The sequence below is a fragment of the Nocardia sp. NPDC051052 genome (assembly GCF_044456045.1).
Lineage (GTDB): Bacteria > Actinomycetota > Actinomycetes > Mycobacteriales > Mycobacteriaceae > Nocardia.
In genome coordinates this window covers 437,978-455,614 of the sequence record NZ_JBITFL010000007.1, presented here as the reverse complement: position 1 = coordinate 455,614, position 17,637 = coordinate 437,978, and the positions used below count along the sequence as shown (strand labels likewise).

The 17,637-nt window shown below is 63.1% G+C and carries 22 protein-coding genes and 1 pseudogene; 12 read left to right on the top strand and 11 right to left on the bottom strand.

All coding sequences use genetic code 11. From position 1 onward, the window contains the following. The first annotated feature begins 24 nt into the window (after positions 1 to 24). Genes ACIBCN_RS26595 through ACIBCN_RS26580 form a run of 4 tightly spaced genes read left to right on the top strand, consistent with a single transcriptional unit; the run spans position 25 to position 2,961 of the window. Positions 25 to 966: a VOC family protein gene (locus tag ACIBCN_RS26595; protein WP_396994361.1), complete on the top strand. Its 942-nt coding sequence runs from the start codon at positions 25 to 27 to the stop codon at positions 964 to 966. Between the two features lie 24 nt (positions 967 to 990). Then, the gene (locus ACIBCN_RS26590; RefSeq protein ID WP_396994360.1) at positions 991 to 1,452 is read left to right on the top strand and encodes a lipocalin-like domain-containing protein; all 462 of its coding nucleotides are present in this window, start codon (positions 991 to 993) and stop codon (positions 1,450 to 1,452) included. Continuing rightward, the gene (locus ACIBCN_RS26585) at positions 1,452 to 1,931 is read left to right on the top strand and encodes a cupin domain-containing protein (protein WP_396994359.1); all 480 of its coding nucleotides are present in this window, start codon (positions 1,452 to 1,454) and stop codon (positions 1,929 to 1,931) included. Before ACIBCN_RS26590 ends, ACIBCN_RS26585 begins: the two co-directional genes overlap by 1 nt. A 58-nt stretch (positions 1,932 to 1,989) precedes the next feature. Next, positions 1,990 to 2,961, top strand: coding sequence for an AraC family transcriptional regulator (locus ACIBCN_RS26580; protein ID WP_396994358.1), 972 nt, complete (start codon positions 1,990 to 1,992; stop codon positions 2,959 to 2,961). A 14-nt stretch (positions 2,962 to 2,975) separates the two neighbouring features. Here ACIBCN_RS26580 and ACIBCN_RS26575 read toward each other — a convergent pair whose 3' ends face one another. Both ACIBCN_RS26575 and ACIBCN_RS26570 read right to left on the bottom strand, forming a co-directional pair. Beyond that, positions 2,976 to 3,221 (bottom strand): alpha/beta hydrolase family protein, encoded by a 246-nt coding sequence (locus ACIBCN_RS26575; protein ID WP_396994357.1) that lies wholly within the window; start codon positions 3,219 to 3,221, stop codon positions 2,976 to 2,978. Positions 3,222 to 3,964: 743 nt separating this feature from the next. Further along, a complete protein-coding gene (locus tag ACIBCN_RS26570; RefSeq protein ID WP_396994356.1) occupies positions 3,965 to 4,336 on the bottom strand; it encodes a winged helix-turn-helix transcriptional regulator in 372 nt (123 codons plus the stop codon). A gap of 97 nt (positions 4,337 to 4,433) precedes the next feature. Between ACIBCN_RS26570 and ACIBCN_RS26565 the strand changes: the two genes are divergently transcribed. Further along, positions 4,434 to 4,892 carry an ester cyclase gene (locus ACIBCN_RS26565; protein WP_396994355.1) on the top strand — a complete coding sequence of 153 codons (459 nt, stop codon included), beginning with the start codon at positions 4,434 to 4,436 and terminating at the stop codon, positions 4,890 to 4,892. A 463-nt stretch (positions 4,893 to 5,355) separates the two neighbouring features. On the opposite strand, the gene ACIBCN_RS26560 is transcribed toward ACIBCN_RS26565, so the two are convergent. Next, positions 5,356 to 6,555: a lipase family protein gene (locus ACIBCN_RS26560; protein WP_396994354.1), complete on the bottom strand. Its 1,200-nt coding sequence runs from the start codon at positions 6,553 to 6,555 to the stop codon at positions 5,356 to 5,358. A 424-nt stretch (positions 6,556 to 6,979) separates the two neighbouring features. Then, the gene (locus ACIBCN_RS26555; RefSeq protein ID WP_396994353.1) at positions 6,980 to 7,858 is read right to left on the bottom strand and encodes a LysR family transcriptional regulator; all 879 of its coding nucleotides are present in this window, start codon (positions 7,856 to 7,858) and stop codon (positions 6,980 to 6,982) included. Between the two features lie 184 nt (positions 7,859 to 8,042). Here ACIBCN_RS26555 and ACIBCN_RS26550 point away from each other — a divergent pair, with 184 nt between their 5' ends. Then, positions 8,043 to 8,882, top strand: a complete 840-nt coding sequence (locus tag ACIBCN_RS26550; protein ID WP_396994352.1) for an SDR family oxidoreductase — start codon at positions 8,043 to 8,045, stop codon at positions 8,880 to 8,882. Positions 8,883 to 8,993: 111 nt separating this feature from the next. Further along, positions 8,994 to 9,857 carry a 3-hydroxyacyl-CoA dehydrogenase gene (locus ACIBCN_RS26545; RefSeq protein ID WP_396994351.1) on the top strand — a complete coding sequence of 288 codons (864 nt, stop codon included), beginning with the start codon at positions 8,994 to 8,996 and terminating at the stop codon, positions 9,855 to 9,857. Positions 9,858 to 9,952: 95 nt separating this feature from the next. Here the strand turns inward: ACIBCN_RS26545 and ACIBCN_RS26540 are convergent, their stop codons facing one another. Beyond that, positions 9,953 to 10,435, bottom strand: a complete 483-nt coding sequence (locus ACIBCN_RS26540; RefSeq protein ID WP_396994350.1) for a VOC family protein — start codon at positions 10,433 to 10,435, stop codon at positions 9,953 to 9,955. Positions 10,436 to 10,754: 319 nt separating this feature from the next. On the opposite strand from ACIBCN_RS26540, the gene ACIBCN_RS26535 reads away from it, so the two are divergent. Beyond that, a complete protein-coding gene (locus ACIBCN_RS26535; RefSeq protein WP_396994349.1) occupies positions 10,755 to 10,892 on the top strand; it encodes a hypothetical protein in 138 nt (45 codons plus the stop codon). A gap of 77 nt (positions 10,893 to 10,969) precedes the next feature. On the opposite strand, the gene ACIBCN_RS26530 is transcribed toward ACIBCN_RS26535, so the two are convergent. Then, on the bottom strand, positions 10,970 to 12,016 hold the full coding sequence (locus ACIBCN_RS26530; RefSeq protein ID WP_396994348.1) for a hypothetical protein: 1,047 nt from the start codon (positions 12,014 to 12,016) through the stop codon (positions 10,970 to 10,972). A 287-nt stretch (positions 12,017 to 12,303) separates the two neighbouring features. Here ACIBCN_RS26530 and ACIBCN_RS26525 point away from each other — a divergent pair, with 287 nt between their 5' ends. Continuing rightward, a complete protein-coding gene (locus ACIBCN_RS26525; RefSeq protein ID WP_396994347.1) occupies positions 12,304 to 12,708 on the top strand; it encodes a winged helix-turn-helix transcriptional regulator in 405 nt (134 codons plus the stop codon). Between the two features lie 515 nt (positions 12,709 to 13,223). On the opposite strand, the gene ACIBCN_RS26520 is transcribed toward ACIBCN_RS26525, so the two are convergent. Further along, positions 13,224 to 13,499, bottom strand: coding sequence for a hypothetical protein (locus ACIBCN_RS26520; RefSeq protein WP_396994346.1), 276 nt, complete (start codon positions 13,497 to 13,499; stop codon positions 13,224 to 13,226). A 5-nt stretch (positions 13,500 to 13,504) separates the two neighbouring features. Continuing rightward, positions 13,505 to 13,777 carry a hypothetical protein gene (locus ACIBCN_RS26515; protein ID WP_396994345.1) on the bottom strand — a complete coding sequence of 91 codons (273 nt, stop codon included), beginning with the start codon at positions 13,775 to 13,777 and terminating at the stop codon, positions 13,505 to 13,507. Positions 13,778 to 13,884: 107 nt separating this feature from the next. Here ACIBCN_RS26515 and ACIBCN_RS26510 point away from each other — a divergent pair, with 107 nt between their 5' ends. Beyond that, positions 13,885 to 14,403: a hypothetical protein gene (locus ACIBCN_RS26510; RefSeq protein ID WP_396994344.1), complete on the top strand. Its 519-nt coding sequence runs from the start codon at positions 13,885 to 13,887 to the stop codon at positions 14,401 to 14,403. A gap of 770 nt (positions 14,404 to 15,173) precedes the next feature. Here ACIBCN_RS26510 and ACIBCN_RS26505 read toward each other — a convergent pair. Beyond that, positions 15,174 to 15,362, bottom strand: a complete 189-nt coding sequence (locus ACIBCN_RS26505) for a hypothetical protein (protein WP_396994343.1) — start codon at positions 15,360 to 15,362, stop codon at positions 15,174 to 15,176. 49 nt (positions 15,363 to 15,411) lie between these two features. Then, positions 15,412 to 15,657, bottom strand: coding sequence for a hypothetical protein (locus tag ACIBCN_RS26500; RefSeq protein ID WP_396994342.1), 246 nt, complete (start codon positions 15,655 to 15,657; stop codon positions 15,412 to 15,414). Between the two features lie 214 nt (positions 15,658 to 15,871). Here ACIBCN_RS26500 and ACIBCN_RS26495 point away from each other — a divergent pair. Then, positions 15,872 to 16,078 (top strand): annotated as a pseudogene (locus ACIBCN_RS26495) (DUF4172 domain-containing protein); the annotation flags it as partial. 147 nt (positions 16,079 to 16,225) lie between these two features. Next, the gene (locus ACIBCN_RS26490; protein ID WP_396994401.1) at positions 16,226 to 16,990 is read left to right on the top strand and encodes a Fic family protein; all 765 of its coding nucleotides are present in this window, start codon (positions 16,226 to 16,228) and stop codon (positions 16,988 to 16,990) included. A 135-nt stretch (positions 16,991 to 17,125) separates the two neighbouring features. Here ACIBCN_RS26490 and ACIBCN_RS26485 read toward each other — a convergent pair whose 3' ends face one another. Next, positions 17,126 to 17,632, bottom strand: a complete 507-nt coding sequence (locus ACIBCN_RS26485) for an O-acetyl-ADP-ribose deacetylase (protein ID WP_396994341.1) — start codon at positions 17,630 to 17,632, stop codon at positions 17,126 to 17,128. Positions 17,633 to 17,637 lie beyond the last annotated feature (5 nt).

Below are 17,637 nucleotides of genomic sequence, written 5' to 3'. Positions count from 1 at the left end.
CACCGCACCTCGAAGGAGCTCACGATGAGCAATAGCAACCTGATCACCCATCTGCGACACGTCGATATCGCAATGCCGAACTTTGCCGAACAGCAGCAGTTCTATACCAGGACATGGGGTTTGACCGAAATCGCCAACGACACCGGTGTCTCGTTCCTGGCGGCCGAAGGTTCCCCGGAACAGTACGTGGTGCGGCTACGCGAGGACACCGGCAAACGCACCGACCTCCTCGCGTTCGGCGCCGCCACCGCCACCGACGTCGACACCCTGGCCGCTCGGCTGATTGCCGGGGGCGTGCGGCTGGTGCACGAACCGAAGCCGCTGGACACCCCCGGAGGCGGCTATGCGGTCCGATTCTTCGACAACGAGGGTCGCGTGGTGGAGGTCTCCGCCGAGGTCACCCCGCGACGGCACCGCAAAATCGAGGCCCGCGAGCCCGTTCCCGTTCGGCTTTCACACGTGCTGATGAACTCGCCAACGCCCGAGGCCACGGTGGCCTGGTACATCCAGCACCTGGGCTTCCGGCTCTCCGACACCATGTGCCTGGGAGCCGACCGCGAGATCATGTGGTTCTTGCGGTGCAACACCTTTCACCACAGCTTCGGCATTGTGCGCGGACCACACGCGGCGTTCCATCACGCCTCCTTCGAGATGCGCGGCATCGACGAATACATGCGCGGAACCGGCCGGATGCGGCGGCAGGGTATCGAGCGCCTGTGGGGTCCGGGCCGGCACCGCGCCGGTGACAACTCCTTCAGCTACTACCTCGACCCGGCCGGCAACACCGTGGAGTACACCACCGAGCTCGAGATTCTGGACGAGGACACCTGGCACCCGCACATCTACGACCTGCGCGACCCCGTCAATGCGGACCAGTGGGGCACGGCCGACGAGATGGACGAGTTCATTGCGGCCAAGTCCCACAACGACATCGACCGCGGGCTGTTCCTCGCCCCGCCGCTGTGATCGCGCAGATAGGGAGTGCCCCCCGTGACGCGACTTCGCGACCGGCTCATCGGCAGCTGGCAGCTGGCCGACTGGAAGGTATTCGGCACCGACGGGTCCGTCGACCCGCCGCTCGGTCCGGCCGAGCGGTGCACCGGATTGCTCATCTATACCCCCGAGGGGGCGATGAGCGCACACCTCACGCTGACCGACCGGGCGCGGTTCACCAACGCCTCGCTCGACGGTGGCACTATCCAGGAGAAGGCCGACGCGTACAGCTCGATCATCTCCTACGCCGGCACCTGGGATGTCTTCGAAGCATCCGACACGGTCGTGCACCACGTCCGGATGGCGACCTTCCCCAACTTCGTGGGGACGGATCTGCGTCGGCTGTGTGTCTTCGAGGACGCCGAAACTCTGAAGTTGGATACACCGCCCATGGCCATGGGCGGGCAGACGCGCCCCAGCTATATCCGGTGGCGGCGCCTGTCCGGGAAGGACGCGTGATGCGCGCTATTCGGCGAATTGTCACCGGGCATGATGCCGACGGCTGTCCCGGCATTGTCGAAGACGCGAACTGCCCGCACCTGCGGACCACCGCCGGTGCCAGGGTGATCAATTTGTGGCTGCACGAGGGGATACCGCGCAACGATGCCTACGCCGACCCGGTCGGCGCCGAGGTACCGTTGCCGCCACCCGAGGGGGGAGGGGTGCTGCGCGTGGTCGAATTCGGCCCGCACGAACAGGGCTCGGCGCCCCACCTGCACCGGACGCGTTCGCTCGACTATGCCGTTGTCCTCGCCGGTGAGATCGTCGCCGTGGTCGGTGCGGACCAGACCACGATGCGTCCCGGAGACGTGTTGATCCAGCGCGGCACAACCCATGCCTGGGACAACCGGTCGGACACCGCATGCACCGTGCTGTTTGTCCTGCTGGGCGCGGAGCCGCTGGTAGCGCCACCGGCAGACGATGCGCTGACATACTGATCATCGGAGCGGGCCGCACCCGATGCAGCGTGGCGGCCACCCCAAGGAGGTGAAGGCCATGACCGTGCCGCTGCGCAATTTCCTCATCACCAAATCGCAGAACCCGGTCGATCTGCTCAATGCGGCCACTCGGCTGTTCGGCGGCTCGATCATCACCTCGCCCCTGGACGACCTGCGCGACGGCGATCACGAGTTGCGCGGTGTCAGCGCGCCAGACTTCGCGGCCGGTTACTTCGCCTCGCCGCTCGATGTGCGCGTCGACACCGCGACCGGGCGCCGGTCTTACTTCGTCAATATCGGTGTCTCCGGCGCGATCTCGGCATCGCGCGGAAGTCTGCGGGCAGTCCTGGACTCCTCGACAGCGGGCGTGGTCAACCCCGGCGACACCCAGGAGCTGCGGCCGCTGGGAACCGCGACGCGGTTTCTGGGGCTACGGATCGACGCAGCCCTGGTCGACCAGGAATTCACCGAACTGACCGGGCACCCGCCGCTATCGACGGTGCGTTTCGACTTCGCCCTCGATCTGGCCAAACCCAAGGGCCGGGCGGTGCGGTTGCTCGTGCGTTCCCTGCTGGAGCAGCTGGATTCGGGTGATCCGCTGTTCCAGCGCGCGGAGCTGCAACGCAGCCAGCTACGGTGCATCGTCACCGCGCTGCTGCTGGCCCAACCGCATTCGCACACCGGCGAATTGCTCGACGGTCCGCAACCCGGATATCCCCGGTCGGTGCGTTCGGCGCTGGCTTTTATCGAAGCGAACCTCACCGAGCACATCGGCCTGCGCGAGATCGCCGCGGCTGCCGATTGCAGCCCGCGGACCCTCACCGCCGCCTTCCGCGCGCGGGTCGGCCTGACACCCATGTCCTACATCCGCAACCTGCGGCTCGAACGGATCCGCGCGGACATCCTCGGGTCCACCGACCAGGTCGGCACGATCGCCTACCGGTGGGGCGTCACCCATCTCGGCCGCTTCGCCGGTGACTACCGCGACCGCTTCGGCGAACTGCCCTCCGATACCGCGGCCCGTCGGTAAGCAGGCTCGCGGGGTCAGCGCTGCCGAATGCGCCCGGGCAGGCGGTCGGCGAACCAGTCGGCGACGATGGTGTGTTTTTCCAGGGAATGGTTGTAGAGGCAGTGGTCACCGTCGACCCACTCACGCCAGGTTTTGTCCGGGCTCGCGGCGGATGTGTAGAGCGCGCGGGCATTTTCGACGAGGAAGACCTGGTCCGGAGTGCCGTGCAGAACCAGCAGGGGACAGGTCAGGTGGGCCAGGTCGGCAGGACCGAGCCCCACGTACCTGCGTGTGTGGTTTCGATGACGCAATCGCGGGGGTGACTCGGACGGCGCAGGCGAACGAGGGTGCGCGGTGTTGGCGATCCTCGGGCCCGTGCCCCATGACGCCACTGTGAAAGCTTGGTAGGCGTTCAGGCGGGTCGGCGCAGCCCGGTAGAGGTCGGTCGACGCTCGACCAGGTGTTGCAGGGCGCTGACGAAGTCGTCCAGTTCCGCGGTTGTTTCGAGGGAGAGTTCGGAAGCTCGCGAGGTGGCGTAGGCGCTGGTGGCAACATAGGTGTGGGTTCTGGAGGTTCGCCAGCGTGTGGGTGGATTCGCACATTCGGAATATCGGTGCGCACTTCTTGGTGCCCGTATGCTCCGATCACCCCGAGAAATTGAAGGTTCGGAAACCGTTGCGCCAGGGAGTAGAAGGCGTGCGCGCCCTTGTCTGCGCACAGGTTGACCAGGGTCACCGCGGTTCGCTCAACCCGGAATCGTTGTCTCGCGAGCGGGTCATCGAAGTCCTGCTGGCGTCACGGTTTTCATCTTCCGGGCTGCGTCGGAGGCGGACAGCGTACATGCGGGTCATCGTGTGAAACCCTTGGCCGCCAACGTTATCGAATGAGTTGCCAGGCGCGGACACGTGTCACCCGAAGCTCGTCAGGTGTATATCGCTCGGCTGCGCCGGTAAACGGCCGCGGTCGAGATCAGCCTCTACGGCGTCGAGCCGTGGATTCCGGCGGGTACCGAGATCGAACCGGTTCAGGCTGTCGGCGCGAGTCTGTCCGGGCTTGCTTGTTTGCTTGCTACGCGATGTCGGGGTAAGGGGAGGGCGTGTTCGGCCCAGTCGGCCATGGTGTTCAGTACTGCGTCGAGGCGTTGCCCGGGTGGGGTCAGCGCGTAGACGACGCGGGGCGGAACCTCGGCGTAGGCGGTGCGGGTGACCAGCCCGGTGTCCTGGAAGCGTTGGAGCCGTGACGACAGGGTTTTGGGGCTGATGCCGGGCAGTGCGTTGCGCAGTTCGGTGAATCGTTTGGGCCCGGGCAGCAGTTCGCGCACGATCAGCGTGGCCCATGGGCCGTCGAGCACGGTCAAGAACCGGGCGATCGGGCATTCCGGCAAATTGTGGTTCACATCACCCACGGTGTCTCCATTAGTTCATTTGAAGTAACTGGTTCCCTGAGGGAACTATAGCGAGGTGATCCGGTAACACCAACCCTGGAGGAACATCATGAGCACCACGATCGACTCAACGGCCAAGACGTCCGCCGAGATGGTCCGCTCGGCAGCCACTACCGCACTGCGCGTGGCCAGCCGCAACTACCTGCTCTACGACACCGGTGATGTTGCGGGCGTGGATGAGGTGTTCGTTGCTGATCTGATCGACCACAACCCGGTCGCCGGCGCCGCCTCCGGCATCGCGGGGATGCGGTACTTGATCGCCGAGGTCCGCGACGGATTCACCGACACCGAGCATCGCATCCTGTTCCAGCAGGAGCTGGCGGAGGGCTGGGTGGTCAACCACTGGAACATGACCGCCACCCACACTGGGGAGGCGTTCGGGTTGGCAGCCAGCGGAAAGCCGGTGTCGATGAACGGCACCGACATCGTTCGCGTCGTCGACGGGAAGATCACCGAGATCTACCACGTCGAGGAACTGCTGCAGTTCACCCTTCAAGTTCGCGCGTAGGACACAGAATCATCGTGTCGTCTTCGGATGGCGTGGCGTGTGATGCCACGGCATTCGAAGGCGTCGCTGACAAGTTCTCAATATCGTCGCCGGCGAATTCTGTCTAGTCGAGTGTGCTAGCCAGACGAAGTCCCGGCCGGGGTGAACACCAGACCGCTCGACGATGTCGGTTTCCCGTGTCCAGTAGGTCAGCGGCGAGCGCGTGTGGCACCGTTTAACTGAGACTGTGGGGCCACGTTCTCGGCGACAGTGACGGTGCCCGGCGCCGGATCGGCGGTCGCCGGATTCGCACCTTGGTCGCGATCGGCACAGCTGGCCAGCGCGACCGCCGTCATCGCACCTACCGCAAGACTGGTGGTTACTGTGAGTCGCTTCATGCCGATACCTGCGCGTCATGTCCTCCGGCCAAGGTCGGGCCTTGCGGCCGAGCCTTGGGCCGTGTCGAAATGTATTGCGGTAGTGCTCAGTTGGGCAGCAACAGGGACGTGACGGTCCGGGTGCTGCATCCGGTGGGTGTGGGTGCGTCGGCGGGTAGGCGTTGCTGCAGCCAGGCGTAGCCCGCGGCCAGGCTGGAGAAGCCTGTGCTGAGGTGTTCGCCGACCTGCTCGCGGAGGTAGGTGACGGGTGTGCCTGCGTCGCAGTAGGTTTGGACCAGGTTGTCGGTGGCGGTCACGGGGACCACCTCGTCGTGCACGGCGTGCGCGATGAACATCGGCGCTATGGGGGCGGGTCCGTTCAGGCTGTTTCGGGACAGGATCTCGTTCAGCTCCGGCAGTGCCAGGAGCTGGTCGAGTGGCCGATCGAAGTACGGGCTCCCGTCTTGGAATCCGCTGTGCTGCACGATCGGAAACAGACACTGCGAGTTGATTTGGCGGAACACCGCTTCCGTTTCCGGCATGAGGTGCGGGCCCAACGCTGCAATCACCGCGGGGTCGGCGGCGTACTCCGAGGCGAGGCCGGCTGCGACGATACCGGCGAACGGACCGCCGTTCGCGGTGCGCATGAACGCCGCCACATCGGTGACCGGGGCGCCCACTGCGACGCCGGCGATGTTGAGTTCGGGGGCGTAGTGGGGCTGCATCTCCGCCGCCCATCCGGATGCCAGGGCGCCGCCGGAATAACCGAACATGCCGACCCGCGTATCGGGGCCGAGTCCGAGCGGCGCGAACTGCTCGGCGGCGCGGACACTGTCCAAGATCATGTAGCCGGGCTCCTTGGCTACGCCCAGATGACCGAAGCGGCCTTCGAAATCGGGCACCGACACGACCCAGCCTCGTTGCAATGCCTGCGCGAGATAGAGGGTTTGAGCGGACGTGACCGGCTCGCGGTCGGAACCGGCCTGGTAACGGTAGGACGGCACGCAGTCCGAGCCGGAGGCGTCCTCGAACGGTTGCACCGACACCAACGGCCGGTCCGGTGCCACGTTATCGGGCAGGATCACCGTGGTGACCGTGACATCGGGACGGTCGAACATGTCGGTGGTGCGATACAGCAGCTGCCAGGACCGGGCCTGGCTGGGGAAGTTCAGCTCGATCGGCCGCGTCCGCAGCACGGTGCCCGGCGCTGCGGCCTCGAAATTCGGCGGCGGCTCGTAGAACGGGTCCTGATACGGCAGCAATGGTGCCGCAACAGCCGGGACCGGTTCAGCCAGCGACACCAACATCAATGCCATCACAGCCGTAGCTACCCCGATTCCCAGGCGGCCGACCTTTCCTTGTCGGCTTGTAGCAGTGAAGATCTCGCGCTCCTGCCCGACCCGCCAATCCCATGGCGCTACCATGAGCAGCAGGTCCGATTCAGTGGTGAGCCGCTCGAGTGCAGCGACCTCGGTCCGCGACCAATATCGACAGCATCCTCCCAGCAACAGTCGAGGTCCAGTACTGTCCCCTCGCGCGTTGATATGTGCGCACATGTCCCAGACGCTGCGGCGGTCGGAGCAATACGCAGCCGTGGCTTCACGGTGTCTTCGAGTGGAGCGCGATCTTGGAGGCATGAGGAAGAGAAACCTGCTCTGCCCGATCCGACGCCCGCACCGCAGCATAGAAGAACGTTCTGTGCGTTGCCGGGACAGGGACGATGTCGGGTGATCAGGCTGTCGGTAAGGGGTTGGTCGAGTAGGCGGCGACTACCGGGGTGAGCCAGGTGTCCGCGTTGCGGTGTAGCAGGTAGGTGGTCATCGTCGCGTCGAGGTCGGGTAGGGCGAGGATGGCGAAGTTGCGGCGGTCGACGTATTCGGCCATGTCCCAGTTCGGCATGACAATCGAGAATCGCTTTCGGCCTTGAAGGAGCAACTGCATGCCGGCGTGGTCGGCGACGCGAAGCCCTGGGTCGACGCTGATTCCGACGTCGGCCAGCTTGTGCTGGATTTCCGGTGCGACGGACCAGCTTTTGGAGCCCGGAATGTAGGTGAAACCGCGTAGTTCGCGGTATTCGAGCGCTGTGCGATCGGGGAAGTGGGTGGTGTCGAGGATGGCGGACATGGCTTCGGTGTAGAGGGTGGTCGTGGTGATTTCGGGATGGTTGGCAGGGACGTGAGAGATCGCGATGTCGACGTTGTGCGACAGCAGTTGGGCTGCCATACCGGTGGAGGGCAGTTGCTGGACTTCGAGGGCGTAGCCGGCGGACAGCGCGCGGTTGACCTGGAGCAGTTGGCGCCAGTGCTGCGGATTGAGCAGGTCGGGGATCGCCAGACGCAGCGGCGTTGGCGCCTCGGAGGTGCGCAATAGCGCGGGCAGCGCGTCGAACTCCGCGACGAGTGTGGTGGCCAGCGGCAGGAGTGTCTCCCCGGCCCTGGTCAGCCGGGTGTGGTGGGTGGATCGATCGAAAAGTTGCTGCCCGAGTTCGCGTTCCAGCGCCTTGATGCGCTGACTCAGCGGTGGGACCGACATTCGCAGTGCGGCCGCTGCCTTGGTGAAATTGAGGTCGCGGGCCACGGCGAGGAAGTAGCGCAGATGTCGAATCTCCACATCTGAGGGTAACTGCCAGTTCGCTCGATAAGGTGCGCGGCGTTATCGCTGTGGTCATACCGTTAGGTGACGAATAGTCATTCTCTTGCGATCAGCCACTGTTTAATGTGAATGGCGGGATACGCGTCCCGCAGTAGCAGGCTCGGTAAGAGTTGCTGTTTTCCGATTAGGAGGCGCAATCGATATGCGAGTTGTCGTGCATGGAGCCACCGGTGCTCAAGGCGGACCCGTGGCCGAGAAATTGACGGAACAGGGTGTCGATGTGGTGCGGGTCTCGCGGCACGCAGGCCCTTCGAACCTGCGTGCCGATCTCGACGAACCGGACTCGATGGAGGCGGCCTATCGTGGCGCTGACGGCGTCTTCTTCCATTTCCCCTTGGGCACTGCACCTGAACGCGAGCGCCGGTGGGTCGAAACCGTCGCCGCCGCGGCCCGCACGGCCGGGGTAGGCCAGGTGGTGGTGTCCACTAGCGGGCGCCGGCAGGGCACCCCGGCGGCCAAGTCGGTGGACCTGCTCGTCGACCGGCTCCGGATCCTTGGCATCACCACCACCGTGCTGGCGCCGTTGTACTACCTGGAGAACCTGTTGTTGCCGCCGGTGCTGGCGGGTGTGCGCGACGATTCGGAACTGCGCTATCCGATCAGCGACACCGTCGCCATGTCCTGGACCTCGCATTTGGACGTCGCCGATGCGGCCGCTGCGGTTTTTACGCAGGGTGCCGAAGCGCCCGCGCTCGTCGCGGTCGGACAGCTTCCGCCGTTGCGCGGCGCCGACCTGGCCGCGGGTTTCTCCGTTCGCGCGGGACGTCCGATCCGGTTTGTGCCGATCGCGCCGATCGATTTCGGGCACGAGATGGCGCCGATCATCGGGGCCCAGGCTGCCAAAAGTGTTGCCGCAGGGTATGAATCGATCGCGGCGGCTACCGAAATCGCCTTTCCGGAAGGTAATTCCGCCGCAGCATTGCTCGGTCTGAAGCCCCGCAACGTCGACGACTGGCTCGAGGAACTCGACGTGCCGCTGTAGCGCGGCCAACCGCACACCGGCGCAACTGATTTCAGCGCAGCTCTGTCCGTGACAGAAGTGGAAAGTTCCCGATCCGGAAAATGATCCGCAATCTAGGTCAGGAGAAAGATAATGAGTGAAATTCGGAAGGTGACGGTACTCGGCATCGGAATACTGGGTTCGCAGATAGCTTTTCAGACTGCCTTCAGCGGATTCGAGGTCACCGCATACGATATCGACGATGCCGCGCTCGCCGCAGCTCGTGACCGCTTCGCCGAACTCGTACCGAGGTACCGCCGGGAAGTCCCCGGCGCAGCCGAGAACGACAAAGCGGAACGCACCGCGGCGCAGATCACCCTGACCAGCGAACTCGCCGAAGCAGTTCGCGACGCGGATCTGGTGATCGAGGCGGTGCCGGAAATCCTCACCCTCAAACAAGACGTTTACAAGCGGATCGGTGACCTCGCGCCCGAACGGGCTATCTTCACCACGAACTCCTCCACCCTGCTGCCCAGCGACATCGAGGACTTCACCGGGCGGCCGGATAAATTCCTTGCCCTGCACTTCGCCAACCAGATCTGGAAGCACAACATCGCTGAGATCATGGGCACACCGGACACCGATCCCGCGGTATATGAGAAGGTGGTCGATTTCGCGACCGCGATCGGCATGATCCCGATCGAGCTGCACGATGAGATATCCGGCTACGTGCTCAACACCCTGCTGCGTCCCTTCATCAGCGCGGGCCTCACGCTTGTCGCTGATGGATACGCCACACCGGAGACGGTCGACAGAGCTTGGTGTATCGGCACCGGCGCAACCGAGGGTCCGCTGCAAATCGTCGACATATCCGGATTGAACACCTCGTACAACGTCTTCTCCCAAGGCACCGACGACGAACGCCAGCTAGCGGCGTGGCTGAAGGAAAACTACATCGACAAAGGCAAACTCGGTCGCTCCACTGGCGAAGGCTTCTACACGTACCCCGATCGGTAGAGCTGGCCGCGCAGTCGATGGCCGTGATGAATAATCCCCCTGTTCACCGATTGGGTCGGTAACGCTGCCTCGCCAAGGCCACCCCACGCAAGCGGCTACTGACCGCTACCGGCCAGGTCGGACCACTGCGGAATCAGGGCGTTCGTGCCGAGCTCCTGAATTTCGATCACGTTGCCATCGGGATCTAGACCATATGTGCTTGTCACACCCGGAGCGCCGACTCGAGGAGGACAGTGAAATACCATTCCGGCGGCAGACAAGCGCTGGTATTCGGCGTCGATATCCACTACATCGAGGCACAGATGGGTGAAACCCGGATCGCAGACCCGCCGGCCCCGGTTCACCGGGCCGGGCACGGGCGATCGGAACTCGAACATCTCGAGACAGGCGTTTCCGAGTCGTAACATAGCGAAACGTCCCGCAGTGTTATCCAGGCCGGTCACCATATCGACGGCTTTGGTACCTACCGGCCATCCCCCCTCGAATGCCACCTCGAAGCCGAGCAGTTCGCGGTAGAAACGGGTCAATCCATCCAGATCCTTGGTGGCAATAGTGATGTGATGTATTCCACGGATCATTTTCGCTCCTTCGGTTCGGAGGCCAGGTCCCTGTCGCTCGAAGAATGAGCTAGGTGTGAGCTTGACAGTACGACTGGATACTTCAATGCGCCTGGCGGCTGTGCATGGGTGGCGCGCTCATCCTGACCAGGCCGAACCGCACCCTCGGCGGCATGGGAGTTCCCGCCGGTGTTTCACAGGACCGATGCTGCTGAAATGCTTCAGTCGCTTCGCAGTGGGCCGCAAAACGCAGTGTGTCCTGTTAAAGCTTCATCCCGGCCGGCCCTACCCTGCAATCGACGCGCGCATCGTTCGAGCGGCCGGAGAGAAGGGGGCGAACATGAGTGAAGCCGAATTCATCATCGGCATGCTGTACTTCGATGGGATGACGTTGCTCGACACGGTCGGCCAGCGGATTTGTTCAGCCGAGTGCCCGAGGCGCGAGTTATCAGGTTCGCTTGCGACCCGGACGTGGTGAGCACCGACTCCGGTGCCCGCGTTCTGATCGACCTGCCGATGGCCGAGCTACCACCCAGGACCGGAACGACGGTGGCGTCACCAGGTGAACTGCGGAGTGATCCCCCACTGCGCGAGTTCGGCGTGGACAGGTTCATCCAGCGGCGAGGTTTGGATGCGTCCGGGGACAAACGTCAGGGAGGTGGCGTCAGGGCTCCCCACGACGTAGATGAAGACCGTCGCGGAATTCGACCGGGCGACCTCGCCATCCGACGGAACCATCACCGAGCGACCGGCGAACGCACACGCGGATCCGACGGCGTCGACGATGTCCTGGGACACCAGACCGACGGCGGAGACTGCGGCGTCGCAATCGCTGGGCGGGGATGTGCGGGGCGTTGCGACGGCATAGGCGGCTTTGCTGCGGCGGCGGACCTCGCGCAGGTCGGTGTACCGCGCGCCGCCGGAAGGCGGGAAGACCACCTCGGTGAACGCGACCTTGTTTCCGCTGCTCGTGTCGCCCTGCTCGCGGAGGCTGACCGGCATCACAATCCGTAGCTCTTCGACCTGTCGACCTCGCACGGATCGAACAACATTGGCGGTGATCGCAAGGATCAGACCGGTCACCGTGCCACCTTGGGTAGCCGCGATGTCGTCGAGCTGATCGTTTCCCAATCGCACGGCCGTGGACGGCGTGCCGGCCACCCGCGCATTTGCGCCACCACGCGGCACCGTCTTCACGTATCGCATCGCGGCTGACACGGCTGGTGTGCGCAGCCGGACCGATGTGTTCGCGGCGTCGGCCAGATCGGCGCGCAGCGTGGGCCGCGGTAGATCCGGTATCGCCTGCGACAGGTCGGAGCGAACCGCGAGATCCACGGCCGCGGCCATCCCCTGGGCATCGGTAACGCAGTGCGAGACCACCAACGACACCACCGACTCACCATTGTCCAGCCCAATCGCAGACAAGACCCACCCGCGCCCTGCGATGACATCCAGCGCTGGTGCGATCTGTCGTTGTGCCCACGCCATCACTTCGGTGGTGGGAAGCGGACCCCTGTCGATGATCAGCGGATAGTCGTGGTTGCTGCGTGCCCAGTGCGGCCTGGCCCCCGGCACGCGCGCGGGCATCAGCCGCCGCGACATCGGTCCGTGCTTCAAGGCGTGCTGTAGCCATTGAAGTCGCGCCCTCTCCACAGGGTGGTCGAGCCACCACAGGAACTGCATCGGCATCTGTTCGGTGGCGGGCAGCCACAAACCTCGGCGATTTCGAGACGATCGGCAGGCATTGGCACGCTCGGCGCCACTGGATGGACGGTCGTTTTCGTGCTCGAAGACCCCATTTGCCCTCCTGGTATCCGTACGTTTGCTGGCTACTCGTAGTAACTTGATAATCGCCAACGTGCGGAGAATGGACAAGAAGGCACTACTAAATGCCGAGCGAACATGAAGATAACCAGGTCGATGCCGCTGTGGTGGAGAGGGAGACCCTCACCCCGGAGGTGGCTCGTGATTTGCTCAATAGCCTGGCGGGCAAATGGGCCGCTCTGGTGGTCCGCCGACTCGACGAGCGGCCCCATCGGTTCGCCGAGCTTCGACGGTCCATCGACGGCATCAGCCAGCGCATGCTCAGTGTCACTTTGCGCGGTCTGGAACGAGATGGAATCGTCGAGCGCACCGTTCACACGACTGTGCCGCCGCAGGTGGAATACGCGCTCACCGATCTGGGCAGGACGCTGGAACAAGTCGTCAACCCGTTGCTGATCTGGATGCACAGCCACCTCGGGGAGGTCGAGCCGAACCGCGCTCGATACGATTCGCGGACAACCGCTCAATAGGCCACACGTCCAATTAGTCGCTCATGACGTCCGCTGAAATTCCTCTACCATGCTTGAAGTATGGGGCAGAGGTGCGCTGCGGACTGTGCAACTCCCCACACCCCGCCCGGCGGGCTCCGCCCCCGGACCCCCTTCCCAGCACGCCTCCCCGAGGGCATGCCCCCAAACCTCAACCCGGTTCGCCGGTCCCGATGCCGCCGCCCGCGCACCCCCTCTCAGGTCTGCCTCCCAAGACGGCGGTCCGCCCTGGGCCCCTCCATCCGAGCAGACGATCACGGTGGTGATGTGGTTGGCGACGGCAGTCAGGGTTGTTGTGTCGGGTGTGGTTGGTTCGTCGGTCAGAGTGGCTGTGACGGGTGTGCAGTTGTGTTGTCTTGGTGCGTAGTTCGGCTAGTCAGGCCCTGGGCGAGCACGGATAACACGATGGCCCGCTGCTTGGACATGTATCGCGCTTCGCGGCCGAGCTGTGTGAACGATGTCGCGACTCTATATGAACGATGTCGTGAACCTACACCCTAAGGAAGCTCACCATCGGGATCGATCGTGGTGATGGCATCGCCAGGCTCTACATTATCCGAGATGGATTCGGAAAAAATGAGCGAGAAATGATTCGGGGCGGCTGCGGACGTGTGAATATGCATTCCCGTCATTACCCCGCGGTAAACTCGGCCATCGGACTTGTTGAGCTCCACTTCCTGCCCGACGGTGAACTCCCCATGGACAAATCCGGTAACGATGGGCAGCTTTTGGAAGCTTACCCTGAATACGTCGTCCACCTCAAATTTACTCAACCCGCTCACTTTCCTCCGTTGGCGATGTATTTTGCCCAGAACGCATCCTCGGCGGCGTAGGCCTGAGCCTCTAGCCCAGCGCTTGTTCCCGTGCCGATTTGCGTGCCGCTGGCGTACTGATCCACGTGAACCTTCTCATGCGCCAGGGTGCGCATCAGCGTCTCAGGGTCGGAGAACGCTGAGGGTGCCAGCGTGATGTCGTTGCCGGTCGTGCTTCCGACCGCTTTCTCGGTATCGTAATTACCGGATGTCGTCAGCGGATGTGTCGAGGTGCACATTGACACCTTTGGGGTGCACGAAACTTTATCCGATGGCAAGAAGATTCAAATCTCAATGATTGAAGAAGGTGGCCCATTTGATTTCGGTCCCTATTTACAATAGTTCGATGGTCGATCGCGTATGTTATCTCGGTATTGATCTCTCGACTGGGGCAGATGTGGAGATTGGAGAGGAGGAAGCGTTAGCGGAGGCAATCCGGTCGGTAGGGGCGTTCGCCGGGCCCAGCCTTATTCAGCAGATCATCTACCGTGATGATTCTGCTATCAGCGTAAAGTATTTCGATGTAGTGGATCCTCCTGCGATCATAGATTGGCATAGTCGGCACTTTCCTACGGCCGTCGGGCAAGCGTGGTGCTCATATGTGCGGAACGGCACTGGTGCTTATAGGGTTGGCTATACTGCCTCTCCTGGTAAAGGCTCTATTGGCGACCAGGTAATCGAGCAACTGGACGCCGATAATGATATCGTTTCGGAAGAGCGACGCACGCTGGACGGTCGCCTCATCGAACGGCTGAAGTACGGGTACGGTGATGACAAGGAGATTGTCGAGACTCGAGTTTGCAACCATGATGATGTACTGATTCAAGCAGATCGCCATGACCTTGATGTGGATCGCCTCTATTGAGCAACCATTAAAGTGCATGCAATGTGTTTTTGTCGTTACGGGTCGAGATCGCTTGATGCCGTTTGAGGTCGATCGAACCATCATTCGATTACGGTGCGCAGTAGGTAAACAGGTCGGATAGAACGTCGGTGACCGGCACCGGCACAGCGACGTCGCTGAGACCGTGCGGCGTGGCATCGCTGCGCTCACTCACGGCGAACGGCAACCCCTCGACCTCGGTGCCCAACTGTCGGAATTCGTGGTTTCCCTCATCACCGTGGACGAGTCGACAACTGTTCAGCTCGGCTACGAATTGGCCCGAATCGCTACTGCGCCAAGCACTCTCATGCGCCTCGCCGCGATCGCTGCGTATGGGGGACACCGGCTAGCCGATCACTCGGTGAGTATCTCGGCTCCATCGGCGATGATCGGGTGCGGGCAAGTGGTGGCACAAACCACGGCGAGGCGGAACACGAGCTCCCGGTCTACTTCCCCGACCACCCTGACCCGGACACCGACAATCCTCGCACCTACCCGGCGAGCACGCCGCTGAAGACTGGCGACACCGCCCTTGCTATGCGGATACGGTTATGCGACGATTTCGCCTCCCAGTTCGGCCGAACCGGACCTATGACGTGATCTGGATGGACAATGAAAACTGACCAAACTCCCTGCGCCTGGCAAGAATTCATGGCAATTTTGATTGATTATCCAGTCGGTCACACAATGCTGAATAGAGCCGGGTCACCGCAAGACGCGATAGTTGGCAAGTAGGTGACCTGTGGGGGTTGTTACGTTGCGGAGTGATTCGAGGCGAATCGGCGGCAGTCCGTCCAGGAGTCGTCGTCCACTGCCGACGATCGCTGGTGCGACGACGAACCGAACTTGTCGATGGCGCCTGCTGTGAACAGCGCCTGGGCCACCGAGATGCTGGCGTGGATGCCGATATCACCGCCGGACGAGTTTTTGAGGTTGCGCACGAACGGGCCAACTCGCCGTCGATCGCTGTTGCGTTGTGCCACTGCCGCTTCAGGGGTGTGGACGTCGCGACGTACTTTGCGACGTCGTTGATGAACGGGCGAACGGCTTCTCGTTGCCCGGCCAGAACTCGGCCCATTCGTCGTAGCTGCGGCGGCCGAGAACGACTGCGTCCTGGGTGGCGACGACAGCGGCGAGGTTGGCCTCCATCACGTCATCCCACTCCATGATGAACTCGTTCGGGGTCTCGGCTACGCCATCGAAAGACAACAGCTGATACAACACGACCTTGCGCAAGCAAGCTCCTACGGTTGAGCGGGACGGTTCCTACTCTTGACGGCTCGACCTGTCGAAACTCATCGGCATATTCGGTCGAGGGCAGGCGATGACTACCGCTCAGGAGAAGACAGTGCGACGCCGGCACCGACCTACCGCCGAACAACGCCGGTGATGCGGGGAACGCGCCTATATTCACCGCATATTCTGCGGAGAATAGGGGTATATTCACCGCATGCCGGACGGAAAACGCTCATACATCTGGGAGGACCCGGACTGGCCCGACATGCAATACGGCGCGGAACGACTGGTTGGTCCGCTGGTCGACGTTGCGCAGCGGCAAGGGCATCTGCTCGGCAGGCTCGCCGACGCCGAGGATGCGGTTCGCGAGCAAGCCGGTCTCGCAGCTCTCACCTCGGATGTGGTCAAGACCAGCGAAATCGAGGGTGAACTGCTCGATGCCGCATCGGTCCGGTCGTCGATCGCCCGCCATCTCGGTGTGGATATCGGTGCACTCGCTCCCGCCGATCGGCACGTGGACGGTGTGGTTCAGATGGTGCTCGACGCCACTGTGCATCACGATCAGCCGATGACGGCCGACCGGCTCTTCGGCTGGCACGCCGGGCTCTTTCCCGCCGGGCATTCCGGCATCTCTCGCGTGCGGGTTGGCGGGTGGCGCACCGATGCCACCGGCCCGATGGAGGTTATGTCTGGGAGTTTCGGCAAACAACGCGTGCATTTCGAAGCGCCGCCCGCCGCGCGGCTCGACACCGAAATGCAGCGGTTTCTGGACTGGTTCAATCGCGACGCGACCGAGCCGCCGATCGTGAAAGCTGGTCTGGCACACCTGTGGTTTGTTATCGTGCACCCCTTCGATGACGGCAACGGGCGTATCGCCCGAGCGCTCGGCGACTTTTGGTTGGCGCGTGCCGACCGTAGTTCGCTTCGCTTCTATAGCCTTTCAGCGCAAATTCAACGAGATCGCAGCGCCTACTACGCGATTCTGGAGCGCACCCAGAAGAGCACGCTCGATGTGACCGAATGGTTGTTGTGGTTCCTCGCCGCGCTGGAACGCTCGATCGCCAACGCTGACGACACCGTGGACACAGGCTTGGCGAAAACCCGGTTCTGGCGGTATTGGGGGCAGACTGCCATGAATACCCGCCAGATCGCCATGCTCAACCGCCTGCTGGACGGATTCCACGGCAAGCTCACCAGCCGCAAATGGTCGATCATCACAAAATGCTCACAAGATTCTGCGCTTCGCGACATCAACGAACTCATCGAACTCGGCGTCCTACAGCGATCGAACTCCGGCGGTCGAAGTACCTCGTACGAGCTCGTTCAACGCTGACTCAAAGCGCTGAGCGTTTTACGATTGACGTAGCCGCGTGTAGTTCGCTTCGGTTGGCAATGAGCGACATCTCGCGCCCCCAGTTGCACGGTCAGGAGTGCGGAACTGGAGCCGAAGTGAGCGTTGGCGTCGGGATCACACTGTTGCGGCGAAGGTGTCGTAGGCATCTGGGCTGAACAGGACGAAACGCACTTCTCGGACCGCGGTTTCGGTGGACCGTACAGTCTCGATGGCGATGCGGGCGCCGTCGTCGATCGGCCACCCGAAGATGCCGGTGGAGATGGCTGGGAACGCTACAGTTTGTGCGCCCAATTCGTCTGCTACCCGGAGTGATTCGCGGTAGCAGGAGGCCAGCAGGTCCGAGCGGTCGTGTTGCGCCGACCACACTGGGCCGACGGTGTGGATCACCCATTGTGCGGGCAGGTTTCCGGCGGTCGTTGCGACGGCCTTGCCGGTGGCCAGCCCCTTTCCGTAGTGCGAGGCACGCAGGTCGCGGCAGGCGGACAGGATCGCGGGACCGCCCTTGCGGTGGATGGCGCCGTCGACGCCTCCGCCGCCGAGCAGTGACGAATTCGCTGCGTTCACCACCGCATCCACGTTCTGCTCGGTGATATCGCCGCGGATCAGCACGAGTTCAACCATGCAAC

Coding starts and splice junctions, on each gene's coding strand:
- ACIBCN_RS26565 (WP_396994355.1), top strand. CDS start 4,434: ATGAGCACCACGATCGACTCAACGGCCAAGACGTCCGCCGAGATGGTC.
- ACIBCN_RS26490 (WP_396994401.1), top strand. CDS start 16,226: ATGACGGCCGACCGGCTCTTCGGCTGGCACGCCGGGCTCTTTCCCGCC.
- ACIBCN_RS26550 (WP_396994352.1), top strand. CDS start 8,043: ATGCGAGTTGTCGTGCATGGAGCCACCGGTGCTCAAGGCGGACCCGTG.
- ACIBCN_RS26560 (WP_396994354.1), bottom strand. CDS start 6,555: ATGTTGGTGTCGCTGGCTGAACCGGTCCCGGCTGTTGCGGCACCATTG.
- ACIBCN_RS26545 (WP_396994351.1), top strand. CDS start 8,994: ATGAGTGAAATTCGGAAGGTGACGGTACTCGGCATCGGAATACTGGGT.
- ACIBCN_RS26510 (WP_396994344.1), top strand. CDS start 13,885: ATGGTCGATCGCGTATGTTATCTCGGTATTGATCTCTCGACTGGGGCA.
- ACIBCN_RS26585 (WP_396994359.1), top strand. CDS start 1,452: ATGCGCGCTATTCGGCGAATTGTCACCGGGCATGATGCCGACGGCTGT.
- ACIBCN_RS26580 (WP_396994358.1), top strand. CDS start 1,990: ATGACCGTGCCGCTGCGCAATTTCCTCATCACCAAATCGCAGAACCCG.
- ACIBCN_RS26530 (WP_396994348.1), bottom strand. CDS start 12,016: ATGTCGCGGCGGCTGATGCCCGCGCGCGTGCCGGGGGCCAGGCCGCAC.
- ACIBCN_RS26525 (WP_396994347.1), top strand. CDS start 12,304: ATGCCGAGCGAACATGAAGATAACCAGGTCGATGCCGCTGTGGTGGAG.
- ACIBCN_RS26595 (WP_396994361.1), top strand. CDS start 25: ATGAGCAATAGCAACCTGATCACCCATCTGCGACACGTCGATATCGCA.
- ACIBCN_RS26535 (WP_396994349.1), top strand. CDS start 10,755: ATGAGTGAAGCCGAATTCATCATCGGCATGCTGTACTTCGATGGGATG.
- ACIBCN_RS26540 (WP_396994350.1), bottom strand. CDS start 10,435: ATGATCCGTGGAATACATCACATCACTATTGCCACCAAGGATCTGGAT.
- ACIBCN_RS26515 (WP_396994345.1), bottom strand. CDS start 13,777: ATGTGCACCTCGACACATCCGCTGACGACATCCGGTAATTACGATACC.
- ACIBCN_RS26485 (WP_396994341.1), bottom strand. CDS start 17,632: ATGGTTGAACTCGTGCTGATCCGCGGCGATATCACCGAGCAGAACGTG.